Raw genomic sequence first — 14,724 nt, 5'->3', positions numbered from 1 at the left:
ATTTTATGGTAAGGGGTGATCTGCTTGGAGATTCATGAAACGCCATATAAATCCAAATTTGTCTCCCAGCTGCTAAACCTCCTGTTGGACAAATACGAGTTAAGCCAGTCTTTTGTAACCGGGCAGCCTTCCAAGCAAAGGCCGCAGCTATCTCTTAACAAAAGTCCATTCTGGCAAGATTATACAGACGAAGTGGATTTCCGTAAACGAATTTGGATCAACGAAGCAGCTTCCGAGTTGGAGCGGCTCGGACTTGTTGAACTCAATTGGGCCCGGTTTCGCACCGGCGAGCAGTTGGAAAGAATCTATCTGCGATGGAGTGAGTTGAAGACGGCTTATCGCGTTGCGGGGCGGATGCCGAAGCGGGACAAGCTGGAACGCTTGCGGCACATCCTTACTCCCTTATCCCGCCATCCTTGGGAATGGGTCAGGGTGTGGTCTGAACAAGCCGATGTATCGCTAGCCGAAGGTAAAACTGCCCACCTGGAGGTGGACGATCCAGAGGGGTATAAGGATCTTGTTTGTGTATTGCTGGAGCTTCCTAGGCTCGAGCGAGCCGTTCCAATAAGATTACTTAGCCAGAAGCTGTTCAAGGACTCCAAGCACATGGAAAGAAACGTTCAACGAAGGTTGCTTTCGCTCGCCAAGCAGGCATCAGGAGAGGAGCGTGAAACCGAGGAAGAATGGCTTGATTTCCTCGGGGTGGCCAAAAATCCACAAATTGTGCTGGTAAGCGGGCCTCTTTCATTCCGTACTACCGACAGTCGTAAGGTTGATATTGGAGTGTTTGCCGGTGGGGTTGGCTTATCGGATAAAACGGGGGAAGAAATGTATCAAGTGCAAACAGTTGCCACTCGGATAGTAACAATTGAAAACTTGGCGACTTATCATCTGTGGCTCGAACACGCTTCCGAGCTCCGCGAAACAGAGCTTGTTCTATATACCGGGGGATTTCCCCATCGGTCATTGCAATCCTTTTTGTGTAGACTGGCAGAGCATTTGGCCTCGGCATCGGAAAAGAACATTGAAGTGTATCATTGGGGTGATATTGATCTGGGAGGAATCCGGATTTTTGAATACCTGCGGAAGAAATTCTTTTCTAATCTGAGGCCCATGCTAATGGATGCGGAGACGCTTCTTCGTTACGAGTCCTCAGCGGCGTCAATCAGCGATGAATATGCCGGAAAGCTTGAGGAGGCTCTAAAGGATACCCGACTGACCCATTGGAGGCAGGTGCTGCAAACGATGCTTGATCGAAGGATACGCTTGGAACAGGAAAGTATTGTGGAATTGGATTAAAGAAGAAAACAATGGACATTAACTTTCTGACTTTTTGTTATGGAGGAAAACCAGACCACTCATCTTTGACGAGGGGTTCAGGTAACGTTCTTGTATTCACGAATCCGAGAACCTTAAGGCAGCGTAGCTGCCGGCCGCGACGCGGTTAGGTTCGCAGGGTTGTCTGCATGAATCTTCTCCCCCGAAATGCCTCGGGCAGACCAAGGGCCGTATGGCCCGAAGCGTGAATACGGTGTTAGCTGATGTTGCTGACTACCTTGAAATAGCCCGTACGATCTTTATGAAATTTCATTAAGTACGTGTTATAATAAAATTAATTTAGCCTTTCTAGATAGGGGTTGATCGAATGGCAGTTTCAAAAGATCATTTGAACAAATTAATTCAACAATTACCTGAAGAAGCCCTTCCAATCGCTGCTGATTTCTTGGAAAAATTAGTCACAAATAAAGAGTATCGTCATATCCCTTGGGATGATGAGCCAACTACTCAAGATGATATTGAAGCAATTAAAAAAGCTAAAGAATCCTTTAGACGTGGCGAGAGTATTAAACTTAAGGATGTTATCGATGACTTACTCAATTGAGTTCTATAAAGATGCTCTTAAGTATTTACAAAAATTAGATAGGACGAATCGTATTCGAATTACTCAACATCTACAAATTCTCTGTGAAGACCCTTATCATCCAGAGCTCGATATCAAAAGGATGCAAGGAACAATGGACGAATATCGATTACGAGTGGGTTCTTATCGAATTATTTATTCAGTTGAGAATGATAAGTTACTTATCCAAGTAATTAAAATTGGCTCTCGTGGTGATGTATATAAATCTTAACTTCTAGGTCTATTCTTACAGGGTAGGCCTTTTTACTTTTCTTCAGATCTTCAGCAATTTCAGCTAACGGCGCGGTTTGCGAAGTAAGGGTGGACGAGCTACATGGGCGATATGCCGGTCCGTGGGGACCGGTTTTCTGCTTCTACAGGATTCGGGGCGGTTTATGTTATACTGGTGATAAAAGAGCGGAAAAGCTTATGACATGGGGTGACATCGAATGGAAAAGGTCAATTCACCGGAAGAGTTGATGGAGAACATATCGAATATGAGCCGCGACAACTCCGTGTACCACTTTCATATTCCAGGAAAGGGAAAGTTCACTCTCGTCTTGCAAGAGGAAGAGCAGCGGTCCATTCAAGCTGACGTTGAGTCTAATCCGGAATTGAAGGTCATGATTGAACAAAGCAGGAAGGAATTCAAGCTTGGCAAAGCCTTGAGCACATCGGAGTTACTGAAATCCTTATCTGCCGAGGACTTTCGATCATGAACCGCGTAGTTTTATGGTCTCCGGCAGTAAGCTCTCCCAGTTTCGCAGCGAGTGATTTTCTCCCGAGAAAACGTATGATTTCATATAATTATTCATTCTTGAAACAGAAGCTATACTCACCAATCCCATTATAGGCAAAGCTTATACTGAGGAAGACAGACCTATGCGGGACTGTCGCGTATCATTGTGAAGAGGTCTAGGATTTCTTTTGAACAGCAGGAGAATGAAGTTTAGAATGTTCCTGTTTTGTTTCCCGGAGAGAAATGAAAATGATTGCTCAGATTTATAATTGGGAGGAGAACAGTTGGCTATGCCCCTGCCAAATAAGTTGGACCGACAAATGTCTGAGGATGAATGCAGCATTGACGATATCCTTGAATCGGCTGGAGTTTTAACTCCGGAACAAGCTGCGCATTTGACTGATGAAATCAAAAGGATGCGCGAAGAAGAATGGGAATGAATCTAAATAGCCTACCCATTGTAATTCCAACCGGGATACAGTGGGTTTGTTTATATACTCGGAATACTTAAAAGGAGAACAGACGATCATGGTTTATAGATGCAGAATCGAACTGAATGAGATTGCCCCGAAGATTTGGCGGGAGTTTCAATTTCATCCGGACGTGACGTTTCATCAGCTTCACAAAATCATCCAATCGGTCATGGGATGGGAAAATTACCATTTATACGAGTTTCATGTGAAAGAAAAGGTGATCGGTCTGCCCGATCCGACATTCGCAGATATGGAAGACCGAGAGGTATTGAATGCTCGAAGAGAAATCGTTCAGAAGCATGTTCACGAAGAAAACACCGTATTTACATACGTGTATGATTTTGGAGATGATTGGCAGCACACGGTTACGTTGATCAAAATCGACGCATCGACATCCGACCCGGCACCCTTGTGTCTAGATGGTGCCCGCGGCTGTCCGCAGGAAGATGTGGGAGGCGTGTGGGGGCATCAGCATATGCTGGAAGTACTGCTTACTCCCAATCATCCGGAGCGGGATCATTTTATAGGCTGGGTTCGAGAAGGATATGATCCCGAACATTTCTCCTGCGAAGAAGTGAATCAGGAGCTTGAGCGACAGAAGGACAAGCTGATCCCCAAGTCACTGGTTAAGCGGCCGGTAGGGAAAAAGCCTGTGAAGCTGACGAAGTCTGCTCTGAATAAGCATCTGAAGCAGCTAAATAGCGACCAGCTTATCGATTTGGTGAAGGCTTGTCATGGCGCCAGCAAAGATATGGAGAAGTTTCTTGCTGTAAGAATACTGGGCGATGAAGCAGTAGAGTCTCTCTTTCAAGAGTATTGCAAGAAGGTTGAGAAAGAGTTTTTCCCTGAGCGGGGATTTGGCAAGCTGAGACTCCAGGAAGCGAAACATGCGATCTCGGAATTCGAAAAATTGACTGGAAATGCCAGGTACGCCCTGGAATTGAAGCTGGTCTACGTTGAAAATGGAGTTGATTTCACCCTAAGCTACGGGGATATTGATGAACGCTTCTACTACAGCATGGTGTCCATGTATGCCGATATCATTGATCAAGTAAATGAAGATAAAACAGCCGAGTTGTTCGACGAATTCGAGGAGCGCCTCGAAGCCGTGGTTTCGAAAACAGAAGGGATCGGCTGGGGTTTTCATGACAATTTGGCTAATCTGCACGCTCAAATACGATGGATTTAGGTGGGGAACTTAATGCGCGGCAGGAAGAAAAATAAGCGGACCGGTCAGAAAGCGGAATTCACGGGGCTGTTGGAGCAAGACGAGAATTTCTATTTTATCGCCGGATATACGGATGGCGGCTTCCCGTATGGAACCACGTGGGAGGAATATGAGGCGGAACAACGCGGCGAGTTGATCAAAGCGATAGTAGCTGAGGGAGAACCTATGAAAGAATTGAAATTGACCAAGCAGCAGTTTCAGGAGATTGTGGATGCATACGACATGTACGTAGAAGGAATAGAGTCCTTCCTGAATATCGAAACTGGAGATGTTGTCACGTTGCGAACGTTTGACCGGGATGAAGAGGACGAAGAATTAAGCGAGGTCATTGAAGAAGGCTTTAATGAAATTTATTTTCGGTTACCGAAACGGGAGTCGGATGATGGATATACCGACATGGTTGATTTTGCGGAAACGGTTGAAGATAAAAAGCTGCAATCCACTTTGATGCACATATTGAGCGGCGGCAAGAAAATATTCCGAAGATTCAAGGATGCGTTATCTTCCGACAGCGAGCAGTTAGAGCGGTATTACCAGTTTGTTGAAGAGCAGAATCGCAAACGTGTTTCGGATTGGTTGGAATCCATTGAAGTGAAGTTGATTCTCGAGTAATAAAGAAATGTTTGGGCAGGGGATACCGGTGAAACGTGCTTCAAGACAGACGATGATTAAGCTGTATGCGGAAGCGGTCATTTTGGAACTTCAACAATTAGGTTATCCCAATGATCAAGCTAACGCAGTCTTTTTTCGACACTATCGAGACATGAAACGCTTATTTGGTCTTGAGCAGAATGTATGCGATTTTGCAAAGATGATGGATGAATTTGAACGTGCCATGCAGAAGAAGCATGACCCGAGTGATCCCAATTCAATTGCTGTTGGCCATCTAAACCACTTGGCTAAAACATACATCCTTAAGCATAAAAGCAACAAATGAGCAGGATTATTTTCCAAATGGCAACCGATATACGACCTGTGTCGCTGTCACCATTTCTAAAAGATGAACATGTCGACGCTGCGGCAGATCAACATATTTTCTTCTTCACCACGGTGCGATCTTATCAGGTGTTCATCGACTATTGGAATTCCAAGATGGAAAGAAGCATCCAAAGGGGGTGGTCCTCTTGAATTTATCCGATTTTTCCAGATACATAGATCCTGCAGTTGTACACAGAGGGAAGGAATACGCGTTCGAAGGACGGGTAATTTCCTTGAAGTCCATTGCCGATGAAAAGTACACTGCGGTTGTGCGCGGGTACGAGGATTATGAGGTTTATGTAAGGCTAGACAACGAGAACAACATAATGGAATCGGAATGCGATTGTCCGTACGATTTCGGGCCGGTATGCAAGCATCAAGTCGCCGTATTCCTCGAGCTTAAGAATAGAGAAGCAGACGGGGTATCTTCACCGGAACCGTCTCTCCGGCAACTGTTGGAAGCAGAGAGCAAGGAGAAATTAATCGAATTGCTGCTCTCGATTGCATCGGATTCATATACCGCGGAAGAGCGCATCAGACTCCACTTGTCGAAAAGGGGCGCGGATCAGGAGTTGGACGCCTGCCGACGGTTGATTCGATCCTACATTGACACATATTCGGATGATCATGGTTTTGTGTCTTGGCGGAACGTAAGCCGCGCGGTGGAAGGTGCGGAGATCGTCGCTGAAAAGGCTCTCTCCGCCTTCGATGAAGAGGAATGGTTGCACGGGCTGGCGATTCTGTTTTGCATCATCGAAGAGATGATTGAATTATTGCAGTCCGCCGACGATTCGGACGGTGGAGTCGGGATCGTGATCGAAAGCTGTCTGGAATCGATCTTCAAGCTGGTTCAGGATCACCATCATATTCCGGCGGAAGAACGCTTGAAGATTTTCCGCCGGTTGTTGGAGGAGACACACCAGCTTTATTACGACGGGTGGTCGGATTGGCAGCTCGCGCTCCTCGAGGCGGCGGGCGCGCTGATCGAGTCGGAACAGATGCAACATCAATGGGATGCTGCGGCGGATTCGCTCCTGGGTCATACGTCCGGAAGCAATTGGTCGCGGGAGTACACAGACGAGCGGGTAACTGTGCTCCGATATGGTCAAATTTTGGAACGTTCAGGTGAAGAACAGGCGAAAGCTTATTTGTATAAACATCTGCATTTCCCGGAAATTCGGGAGATTGCGATTCGAGCGGCGCTTGAGCAAGGCGATGCCGAGGAAGCGATTCGATTGGCGGAGGCCGGGGAAGCCCAAGATCAGGGGCTGCCGGGGCTCGTCTATCGCTGGAAGAAATATCGGTATGAGGCATACCATCGCACAGGACAAGTCGAACAGCAGCGGAAACTCGGGATGGAGCTGATTGTGAACGGAGAGTATGCGTATTATCGCTCTGTGAAGGATACATTTTCCGATGAGGGAGAATGGACTTTGTATTTGCAAGATATGTTAGATCAATTAGAGCAGAGCCCGAGGGGAGAGCATACGTATACCCAAATTCTGGTGGAAGAGGAGATGTACGCACGGCTTTTGGAACATGTCCGCAAGGCACCTTACCGAATTGAATCGTTCTATGAGCAATTGCTTCCGCATTACCCGGAGGAGGTGAAGGCGCTTTTCGTGGCATATATCGAATTCCGGGCGGATCAATCCAGAGACAGGCGAGATTACGCCGATGTTTGCCGGATCATTCGAATGCTTCAACAGGTTGGCGGACGGAAAGAAGCGTTCACCGTCACACAAAAATTGTTAACCAAATTTCCGCGAAGACCGGCTTTCCGGGAGGAGCTGGGGAAGATTCGTTTTTGAACTTTATGGGAATAAGAAGTAACGCGGTTTGAGCATAGCTTGATTTTTGTGAGTGGGTGGACAAACTGGTATGCGAGGCCTGTAATTTTGATCTGAAACGAGTATGTTATAATAATGGCAAGATTAAGTCGGGTTGGATGGTGACCTATGATGGATCGTATTCAAGATTTGCAAAAACTGATCAAACTTACGGGCGATCGCGCGAAACTGGATGCAAAAGCGAACGGAACTTATATTGTCTATCAAACGGAAAAAGGCCAGATTGTCAAAGAATATGCAAACGGTGTGATCGAGCCAATCGACAATCCTGGGGTTCATCATGAATGAGTACTCCACAGTGATGGTTGTATTCGCCGGCAATAACGGCAGCGGCAAAAGCACCATTCGCAATTTGATAGTGGACAGGCTTGGTATCAGTGTCAATATAGATCCCGACGCTTTAGCTCGCGGCATTGATTCTGACCATCCGGATCGCCGCAAAGTATCCGCAGGCAAAGAAGCGATTAAACTTGCGAGAGATTGTATCCATCATAAACGCGATTTTTCTGTAGAAACGACTTTGGCCGGCGGTAATGCGATACGACTGATACGGGAAGCCAAGGCGAACGGCTTTGAAGTGATGATGTTTTATGTGGGTCTAAATGATGTTCGGCTCAATATCGAACGTGTTGCCGCCAGAGTTCGAAACGGCGGACATCATATACCGACTGAAGACATCATTCGGAGACAAACCACATCCATGCAAAATCTGCTAACTCATATCCATCTCATTGATCATTTGATTGTGATTGATAATAGCGAAGTTTCCGGTAAAATCGTTATGCAAGCTGAACATAGTATTTTAAAATATCAGGCCGAATCTCTTCCAAAATGGGTGCATAAGATCAAGGATCAGTTACATTGATTATGGAGAATCATATGAAGTTTGAAATTAGCAAATCTATGGAAAACAAAATTAATAATTGGGATAAATGTGAACCCAAAGATGTAACGGGAGCAAAGTTTGCGTACATATTTATACCAACAAGTCTAGGATTGGTTATCAAGGTCCAGTGTGATGTTTGTAAAAGGGAATTACTACTAACCGAAGATGATTAAATCTTGAATTTTACATTTCTCCCAATGTGAATAAGGAATTCTACGCGACCGGATTAGATCTGGTCGTTTTTTTTGTGCAGAACATATATTCGCTGACAAAAAGTTGTCATGACTTAACTATAAAATAAAAATATACTAGATCACTGAGGCAGAGGCAGAGTTTTTGGAGTTGTAGATGGTAAGCGTCAAATAACTCGGTGGATAGAAAAAGAGCAGAAACTCGTGTAAACTGAGTTCTGCTCTCTGAGTTTTGCCCTATTTGCAGGCTTCTTGAACTTCTGGACTCCACGGAAGGTAATCCTCAAGAAATTCCGGATGCTGTCCGAACTGTACGCCCGGCAAGTTTTTAAAGATAAAATTTAGATATTTGTATGGATGTAGGCCATTTGCCTTGGCACTTTCGATGATGCTATAAACAGCTGCACTCGCCGAAGCTCCTTTCGGGCTTCCGCTAAAAAGCCAATTTTTGCGTCCGATGGTAAAGGGACGAATGCTATTTTCAGCAAGGTTGTTCGAAATGGAGCAGTTGCCATCCTCAAGATAATTCATAAACTCTTCCTTATGGTTCAGAGCATAAGTCAAAGCCTCGCTTAGTTTGGATTTGGGTAGTACCTTCCCTCTGGTAGAATCGATCCATGCCCAAAAAGCCTCTAAAACGGGTTTTTCCTGTTTCAGACGCTCCGATTTACGTTGTTCGCTAGAGAGATTCACGAGCTTCTTTTCAATCTCGAAGAGGTTGTTGCAGAATGTAATGCCTTGGCTTGGAAGGGTGGCTTCCGGCCGATGTATATCTTTCGGAAGAGCATCAACGAATTTCCTCCGAAGATGCGTCCAACAAAGGCACCTTTTGATACCTGTAATCTTTTTGTACCCCGCGTATGCATCCGAATGAAGGTACCCTTTGAACCCTTTTAGGAATTCCTGAGGGTATTTGCCACTTCTGCCAGGCTGATACTCGAAGATTCGAATAGGGTGTTTGCCATGCTGGCCGCTGCTATATACCCACATGTAGGAGTCAGTAGTATTTTTCCGTCCTTCTTCATTCATTACTTGGACGGTGGTTTCATCCGCATGCAAATAGTTTTCTTGCAAGAGCTTCTGATGCATGAGCTTCACCAATGGCATCAACCAGTCGCGGGATGCGGCCAGTATCCAGTTGGCCATGGTGGCACGACTTAGGTTCACACCTAGTGACTTCCACTCCTTTTCCTGACGGTAAAGGGGAAGGGCGTTGACAAACTTCTGATGCATCACCCATGCGACTGTGGAGGCGGATGCCATGGAATGCTGAATCACCGGATCAGGCATCGGTGATTTTTCCATGTAGGGTTTCCCATCCTTACGACAGGTGCGGCACTCAAAGGTTTCACGGTAATAGTCAATGACCCTAACCTGGGCTGGAATGAACTCGATTTCCGTGCGGACAAACTCTTCGCCAACCGACACAAGGTCGGTGTTGCATGTTTCACAAAAGCGGTCTTCTTTAACCAGGGTACAGAGGCGTTTGTCGTGTGGGATATCCTTCAGGAGTTCCTTCCGCTGACCTTTGAATTTCTTTCGTCGGTAATTCTCTACCTGCTTGAGATCGGGCTCTGCTGCTACCGGATCCGATTGGGTTTCTGCTTCATCAAAAAGAGACATCTGCCCCAAAGAAAGGGACGATGTCTTCTCCGTACTTCTGCCGAAGAGCTTTCGCGTCAGATATTCAACGGAATCATGGAGACGTTTGTTTTCCTGCTCCAAATCGGATATGCGTTTTTCGAGTGTTTTTATCTGATCTGCAGCGCTCATCATACCCGTTCCTTTAGCGTTTTCTACTTCTACCCATTATAGCATAAAAGTGTGAAAAAGCCCAGTAACCATGCGTATTTGCGGGATTTTTTGTTGTTACATACAGGCGGTAATATTGATCTTTTTCACGGCCTTCGGTTGGTCTATGGATAAGCCTTCGAGAAGCCAGCGAAATTCCTGGTAGGTGATAGAGCGAACGGCTTCGGCATTCATTGGCCATTGAAAACTTCCGTTTTCCAATCGCTTGTAAAGGAGAACAAATCCATCTCCCTCCCAACAGAGTGCTTTCAACCGATCACGTCGCCTACCACAAAAGAGAAACAGACTGTTCTGGAAAGGGTTCAACTGATAGTTCTGCTGGACAATGGCGGCGAGTCCATCAATGGACTTTCGCATGTCGGTATACCCACAAGCAATATAGATTTTATCTGCTTTCGAGATATCACCGAACATGTTGCAGTGCCCTCAGGGTGTTTTCGATCAATGTTGCTGATGCATGGTTGCGAATCTCCAGTGTTACAGCCCCAAAACGCAAGACAATATCCGATGATTCTTGATCCGAAGAGCAAGTTTCAACTGCGTGGTTTGGAATATGTACTGGAACGATTGGATTGTTTCCACTAAGTGACGGAAGCGCTTCGCAGGCGGCTTTACGGATCCTTCTTAACCAATAATAATAGCTTGATGGTTTGATGTTATTCTCAGCACACCACACAGCGACTGTCTGGCCACTACTGCGGCATTTACGGACGATCTCAGTCCACTGGTTGAAACGATATTGGGTAGTGACTTCCCTGGTATCCAACTCTAAACCCCTTTCAAGTTTTTCAACTTTACTTTAAAAACTTTACTTGAGAGGATTGTCCTATAGTTTTAGGGAGGTTTCTATCCACTGTCTTATTAGACGCTTACTGTAGATGGGGGTGAACAGAATGACATTGATTAAAGATCTGAGTACGAATGATGAATTCGTCGGCTTCTATTTGCTGAAAGAGCTGGAGCTGAAGCAGACCAACACATCGCCGGCAAAGGATTACTTCGATTTGGTGCTGTGTGATGCCAGCGGACAGTTACCCGCCAAGTATTGGGATGTGGAGGAAACGGAAAGAGACAATTTTTCTCCGATGACGCTTGTCAAGGTTCAAGGAATCGTTCAGTTATATCGGGAAAAACCGCAGGTTAAGATCATCCGGATTCGCAATATAAGGGACGAAGACGGTGTGTCCCTAACCGATTTTATTCGAGCTGCACCAATTGGATCTGCGGAATTATTAGAGGTCATAAGCAGAGTCATCGAGAGTATTTCGGATCCGGCGATTCGCGATATAGTAAGCTTTTGCGTCGATAAGGTGAGAGAGAAATTAGCTCATTATCCGGCGGCCAAAATGCACCATCATGCTTACTTCGCAGGCTTGGCCTATCATATCGTTCGTATGCTGGAGATCGGAGAGTTCCTTTGCAAGCAGCGGCCATTTCTAAATGCGGACATGATCAAAGCCGGGATTATCCTGCATGATATCGCGAAGCCAGAGGAAATGATCGCTCAGCTTGGGGTCGTGACAGATTATAGCACTCAGGGAAAGTTGATCGGTCATATTGCCATGGCGGCTAGTTGGATCACAGAAGCGGCTTTGCGGCTGGAACTTCCACTCGATTCGCAACAAGTGATCGGATTGCAGCACCTTATTCTCTCGCACCATAACCTTGGGGAATGGGGAAGCCCGGTGCAGCCGCAAACGGCAGAAGCGGTAGCATTGCACTATATTGACGCACTGGATGCCAAACTCCAGATGGCGGAGGACGCACTAAGCGCCACTTCGGACAAGGAGTTGTGGACACAGCCGGTCCGAGGGCTGGAGAATAAAGCGTTGTACCGGATGTCATTGTAGAAATTAAAATATACGAAGAAAATGCAATGAAACAAAAATACTTTGCGGCAAAATAGCGGCAATGGTATAATGTTATTGAGGAAGGTGATGTTATGTTTACACCCAAATATTCAATAACGGACACCATAGCCCGCAGACTAATGGATATACAACGCGCCAGTGTTGTGGTGGATTTGCTTCCATTGCCCGCATCTATTCTGGATATGCTTAAGAAAGAATCCATGGAAAAGACAGTCATTCTTTCAACGAAAATTGAAGGAAACACACTTGACGAGGCGACGAAGCGAAAAGTTTTGTACCAAACCAGCAATGACAATGAAGAGCAGGAAGTTTATAACTTAATGAAAGCTTTGGAATACCTGGATGAAGCCGAAAAAAGGCAGCTCCCGGTCACAGAGGAATTTATTAAAAAGCTGCATGCCATTATCCGAATATCGCACGGACGAAGACCGCGTGTTAGCGAGTATCGCGAAGAAAAGAATCAAGTAGGCAGCCGCAATGCCTCCGGTTTTTATTTGCCGCCGGAATGGAAAGATGTCCCGGTATTAATGGAGTATTTGGTTGCCTGGGTGAACTCGCCGGAAACCTATTCGGTTCCGGTTCCTATCAAGGCTGGCATATTCATGTGGCAGTTCCTAACGATTCATCCGTATTTGGACGGGAATGGCCGAACGGCCCGGATGATCACGACATATCTTTTACGACGCGGCGGATATGGTTTAAAGGGGTTATTTGTACTCGAGAATTTCTATGACCGCAACTTGGCTGAATATTATCGACGACTCCAGTTGGGTCTCCATCACAATTATTATTTTGGGCGGAATGAGGCTGACTTGACGCCTTGGCTGGAATTCTTTATCGATGGTTTGGCGGAGGTTTTTCAAGAAGCCGCTGCCATCGTAACCGAGAAATCTGCTCAAATGACGAAAATCGAACCGGATCTGATTCGCAAGTTAGATCCCCAGCAAAGAATGGTGTTTGCTCAATTAACCTTTAAACAAGATACCCTAACGACAAGCGAAATGAGGGACCTGCTACGTTTGTCGGACCGTTCAATAAGGGAAAAGGTAAGTCATTGGAGAGAAGAAGGATTCATTGAGCCGCGCGATCAAGACGCCAAAAGAGTTCGTTCGATCAAATTATCCGCAGAGTACGAGAAGTTGGCACAAGACATTCGGAATGCGCCTGATCAGTTTGCCCATTTTCTTAAATGAATGCAGCACTGCGATCTCAAGTTGAGATGCCGCAGTGCTTTTTTTGTGCGCAGAACATATATTCGCTGACAATCTATGGTCGTTGCGATCCGTCATAATGAAGGAAAGGCATGCGGGAGTGAGTACAATGGATCAACCGATCTATATCGCCGTCACAGGCACGCAGCATTACTACGGAGCAGCATTTCTAAAGCCGGGTCAGGTCGTTCACTTGATCAAAGACCCGGATAATCCGCATGACCATGAAGCGATAAAGGTGGATATGATCCCTTTGGGCAAAATCGGCTATGTCGCCAACAGTCCGCATACCGTACCGAAAGGATGCCGCAGCGCCGGCCGGATTTATGATAGGTTTGATCATCATATTTGCGGCATGGTGCGATTTGTCGTTAAGGATACGGCAATTGTTGAACTTACGCCGGGTCTAGAGGAAGTGTACATTATCAAAACGACAGTGAACGTTGCGTTTTCTCCTTATAGGCAGGAAGAACTAGGTAAAGCATAGAATCCCAATTATGATAAGGATTTACATTCTCTATGACACGATAGGAGATATAGCATGACGGATAAAGTGATTCGGCTCTTTAAAATACTTCTCGCCATTCAATCCAATCCGGGGATTTCGGCCAAGGAGCTGGCGGACAAATGCGAGACAACGGATCGTACGATTTATAGGGACATGCGGATTTTGGACTTGATCGCACCGATTACAAACGAGGGTTACGGAAAAGGGTACCGTTTTGTCGGTAATTTCGCCATGTACCCGCTGAATTTCACGGAGCAGGAAGCGTTGGTATTCTCTGTCCTGCCCTCCGTGTTGGACACCAGCAAGTTGCCTCCAGGCTTTGAATCCGCCTACGACAAGGTGATGGCTACCCATGTGAAAGAAACGCGGAAGAGGTACGATACATTGGAAAATGTCGCAGGCATGATCCAAATGGGCACCCCGGCTTATCGGGAGAACAGTGCCAACTTCTTGCTGCCCATCATGGAAGCGATCATCGCCAGTAAGACGATCAGGGCTGTTTACCATACCCAGAGCCGGAATGAATTGACGGAGCGCGAAATTGATCCGTACTACCTGGTTCCAAGGGATCAACGGTTTTACTTGATCGGCTATTGTCATTCCAAGCAGGACATTCGAACGTTTCGTATAAGCCGTTTCCGCCATGTAGAGTTGACAAGTAATCGATTCGACAAGGGTGATTTTAACATTGCTCAGTATATGAAGCATACCTGGTCGATTGAACGCGGGGATTCTTTAATCACTTTTATGATCAAATTCCAACCTGATGTCGCACGGTATGTGAAGGAAGAAGAATTGTTCGTGAGACCGAAGATGACCGATCTGCCGGACGGCAGCTTATTATTCGAGGTCACCGTCAACCACGAGCGGGAGTTTATGAATTGGGTGGTTCAGTACGGACCTTCAGCGGAGATTTTAGAGCCTGCATCTGTCCGGGAAAAGTTTAAGGAACAGCTACAGCGTTGGGGACAGTTGTATGGGCAGTAAGGTGCTGTTGTTGAAAGATAGACGAAAGGAAGGTATCCCTTTTGAAAATAGCAGGCACGTTTCTAGAACGTTTATATGATGCAATCCGTA

General features: G+C 46.0%; 18 protein-coding genes. 15 read left to right on the top strand and 3 right to left on the bottom strand.

The features are described from left to right. Positions 1 to 24: 24 nt before the first annotated feature. The 11 genes from T458_RS33595 (at position 25) to T458_RS33550 (ending at position 8,033) form a co-directional block, all read left to right on the top strand. On the top strand, positions 25 to 1,299 hold the full coding sequence (locus T458_RS33595; protein WP_023554897.1) for a Wadjet anti-phage system protein JetD domain-containing protein: 1,275 nt from the start codon (positions 25 to 27) through the stop codon (positions 1,297 to 1,299). Between the two features lie 346 nt (positions 1,300 to 1,645). After that, on the top strand, positions 1,646 to 1,882 hold the full coding sequence (locus T458_RS33590; RefSeq protein WP_023554896.1) for a hypothetical protein: 237 nt from the start codon (positions 1,646 to 1,648) through the stop codon (positions 1,880 to 1,882). Beyond that, positions 1,866 to 2,132: a type II toxin-antitoxin system RelE family toxin gene (locus T458_RS33585; protein WP_023554895.1), complete on the top strand. Its 267-nt coding sequence runs from the start codon at positions 1,866 to 1,868 to the stop codon at positions 2,130 to 2,132. The genes T458_RS33590 and T458_RS33585 overlap by 17 nt, the downstream gene beginning before the upstream one ends. A gap of 217 nt (positions 2,133 to 2,349) precedes the next feature. Next, complete coding sequence (locus tag T458_RS33580) at positions 2,350 to 2,619, top strand: hypothetical protein (RefSeq protein ID WP_023554894.1); 270 nt, start codon at positions 2,350 to 2,352, stop codon at positions 2,617 to 2,619. A gap of 304 nt (positions 2,620 to 2,923) precedes the next feature. Continuing rightward, the gene (locus T458_RS57095; RefSeq protein ID WP_157462203.1) at positions 2,924 to 3,079 is read left to right on the top strand and encodes a hypothetical protein; all 156 of its coding nucleotides are present in this window, start codon (positions 2,924 to 2,926) and stop codon (positions 3,077 to 3,079) included. Positions 3,080 to 3,167: 88 nt separating this feature from the next. Next, on the top strand, positions 3,168 to 4,301 hold the full coding sequence (locus T458_RS33575) for a DUF6155 family protein (RefSeq protein WP_023554892.1): 1,134 nt from the start codon (positions 3,168 to 3,170) through the stop codon (positions 4,299 to 4,301). Between the two features lie 12 nt (positions 4,302 to 4,313). After that, on the top strand, positions 4,314 to 4,952 hold the full coding sequence (locus tag T458_RS33570; protein WP_023554891.1) for a UPF0158 family protein: 639 nt from the start codon (positions 4,314 to 4,316) through the stop codon (positions 4,950 to 4,952). A gap of 28 nt (positions 4,953 to 4,980) precedes the next feature. Then, positions 4,981 to 5,277 carry a nucleotide exchange factor GrpE gene (locus T458_RS33565; protein ID WP_031305395.1) on the top strand — a complete coding sequence of 99 codons (297 nt, stop codon included), beginning with the start codon at positions 4,981 to 4,983 and terminating at the stop codon, positions 5,275 to 5,277. A 187-nt stretch (positions 5,278 to 5,464) separates the two neighbouring features. Beyond that, positions 5,465 to 7,129, top strand: coding sequence for an SWIM zinc finger family protein (locus T458_RS33560; protein ID WP_031305394.1), 1,665 nt, complete (start codon positions 5,465 to 5,467; stop codon positions 7,127 to 7,129). 147 nt (positions 7,130 to 7,276) lie between these two features. Next, complete coding sequence (locus T458_RS33555; RefSeq protein WP_015253841.1) at positions 7,277 to 7,456, top strand: hypothetical protein; 180 nt, start codon at positions 7,277 to 7,279, stop codon at positions 7,454 to 7,456. Next, positions 7,449 to 8,033 carry an ATPase gene (locus T458_RS33550; RefSeq protein ID WP_023554888.1) on the top strand — a complete coding sequence of 195 codons (585 nt, stop codon included), beginning with the start codon at positions 7,449 to 7,451 and terminating at the stop codon, positions 8,031 to 8,033. Before T458_RS33555 ends, T458_RS33550 begins: the two co-directional genes overlap by 8 nt. A 449-nt stretch (positions 8,034 to 8,482) precedes the next feature. Here T458_RS33550 and tnpC read toward each other — a convergent pair whose 3' ends face one another. From tnpC to tnpA, 3 genes are all read right to left on the bottom strand, one after another. Further along, positions 8,483 to 10,018, bottom strand: coding sequence for an IS66 family transposase (gene tnpC / locus T458_RS33540; protein WP_023554886.1), 1,536 nt, complete (start codon positions 10,016 to 10,018; stop codon positions 8,483 to 8,485). A 96-nt stretch (positions 10,019 to 10,114) separates the two neighbouring features. After that, positions 10,115 to 10,471, bottom strand: coding sequence for an IS66 family insertion sequence element accessory protein TnpB (gene tnpB / locus T458_RS33535; protein WP_023554885.1), 357 nt, complete (start codon positions 10,469 to 10,471; stop codon positions 10,115 to 10,117). Beyond that, positions 10,461 to 10,823, bottom strand: coding sequence for an IS66 family insertion sequence element accessory protein TnpA (gene tnpA, locus T458_RS58025; protein ID WP_084567915.1), 363 nt, complete (start codon positions 10,821 to 10,823; stop codon positions 10,461 to 10,463). Before tnpA ends, tnpB begins: the two co-directional genes overlap by 11 nt. A gap of 127 nt (positions 10,824 to 10,950) precedes the next feature. On the opposite strand from tnpA, the gene T458_RS33530 reads away from it, so the two are divergent. The 4 genes from T458_RS33530 to T458_RS33515 all read left to right on the top strand — a co-directional run bounded on the left by T458_RS33530 (position 10,951) and on the right by T458_RS33515 (position 14,634). Further along, positions 10,951 to 11,907, top strand: coding sequence for a 3'-5' exoribonuclease YhaM family protein (locus T458_RS33530; protein WP_023554884.1), 957 nt, complete (start codon positions 10,951 to 10,953; stop codon positions 11,905 to 11,907). Between the two features lie 92 nt (positions 11,908 to 11,999). Then, positions 12,000 to 13,121 (top strand): Fic family protein, encoded by a 1,122-nt coding sequence (locus T458_RS33525; RefSeq protein ID WP_023554883.1) that lies wholly within the window; start codon positions 12,000 to 12,002, stop codon positions 13,119 to 13,121. A gap of 127 nt (positions 13,122 to 13,248) precedes the next feature. Then, positions 13,249 to 13,626 carry an HIRAN domain-containing protein gene (locus tag T458_RS33520; protein WP_023554882.1) on the top strand — a complete coding sequence of 126 codons (378 nt, stop codon included), beginning with the start codon at positions 13,249 to 13,251 and terminating at the stop codon, positions 13,624 to 13,626. A gap of 54 nt (positions 13,627 to 13,680) precedes the next feature. Next, entirely contained in the window at positions 13,681 to 14,634 is a 954-nt protein-coding gene (locus T458_RS33515) for a helix-turn-helix transcriptional regulator (RefSeq protein ID WP_023554881.1), read from the top strand. The last annotated feature ends 90 nt before the right edge of the window (positions 14,635 to 14,724 follow it).

The organism is Brevibacillus panacihumi W25, assembly GCF_000503775.1.
GTDB classification, from domain to species: domain Bacteria; phylum Bacillota; class Bacilli; order Brevibacillales; family Brevibacillaceae; genus Brevibacillus; species Brevibacillus panacihumi_A.
This window is presented reverse-complemented; position numbering and strand designations above follow the sequence as displayed.

Excerpts from the sequence above, each read along its gene's own strand:
- T458_RS33590 (WP_023554896.1), top strand. The coding sequence starts at position 1,646 with ATGGCAGTTTCAAAAGATCATTTGAACAAATTAATTCAACAATTACCT.
- T458_RS33585 (WP_023554895.1), top strand. The coding sequence starts at position 1,866 with ATGACTTACTCAATTGAGTTCTATAAAGATGCTCTTAAGTATTTACAA.
- T458_RS33580 (WP_023554894.1), top strand. The coding sequence starts at position 2,350 with ATGGAAAAGGTCAATTCACCGGAAGAGTTGATGGAGAACATATCGAAT.
- T458_RS33575 (WP_023554892.1), top strand. The coding sequence starts at position 3,168 with ATGGTTTATAGATGCAGAATCGAACTGAATGAGATTGCCCCGAAGATT.
- T458_RS33570 (WP_023554891.1), top strand. The coding sequence starts at position 4,314 with ATGCGCGGCAGGAAGAAAAATAAGCGGACCGGTCAGAAAGCGGAATTC.
- T458_RS33555 (WP_015253841.1), top strand. The coding sequence starts at position 7,277 with ATGATGGATCGTATTCAAGATTTGCAAAAACTGATCAAACTTACGGGC.
- T458_RS33550 (WP_023554888.1), top strand. The coding sequence starts at position 7,449 with ATGAATGAGTACTCCACAGTGATGGTTGTATTCGCCGGCAATAACGGC.
- tnpC (WP_023554886.1), bottom strand. The coding sequence starts at position 10,018 with ATGAGCGCTGCAGATCAGATAAAAACACTCGAAAAACGCATATCCGAT.
- tnpB (WP_023554885.1), bottom strand. The coding sequence starts at position 10,471 with ATGTTCGGTGATATCTCGAAAGCAGATAAAATCTATATTGCTTGTGGG.
- T458_RS33530 (WP_023554884.1), top strand. The coding sequence starts at position 10,951 with ATGACATTGATTAAAGATCTGAGTACGAATGATGAATTCGTCGGCTTC.
- T458_RS33525 (WP_023554883.1), top strand. The coding sequence starts at position 12,000 with ATGTTTACACCCAAATATTCAATAACGGACACCATAGCCCGCAGACTA.
- T458_RS33520 (WP_023554882.1), top strand. The coding sequence starts at position 13,249 with ATGGATCAACCGATCTATATCGCCGTCACAGGCACGCAGCATTACTAC.
- T458_RS33515 (WP_023554881.1), top strand. The coding sequence starts at position 13,681 with ATGACGGATAAAGTGATTCGGCTCTTTAAAATACTTCTCGCCATTCAA.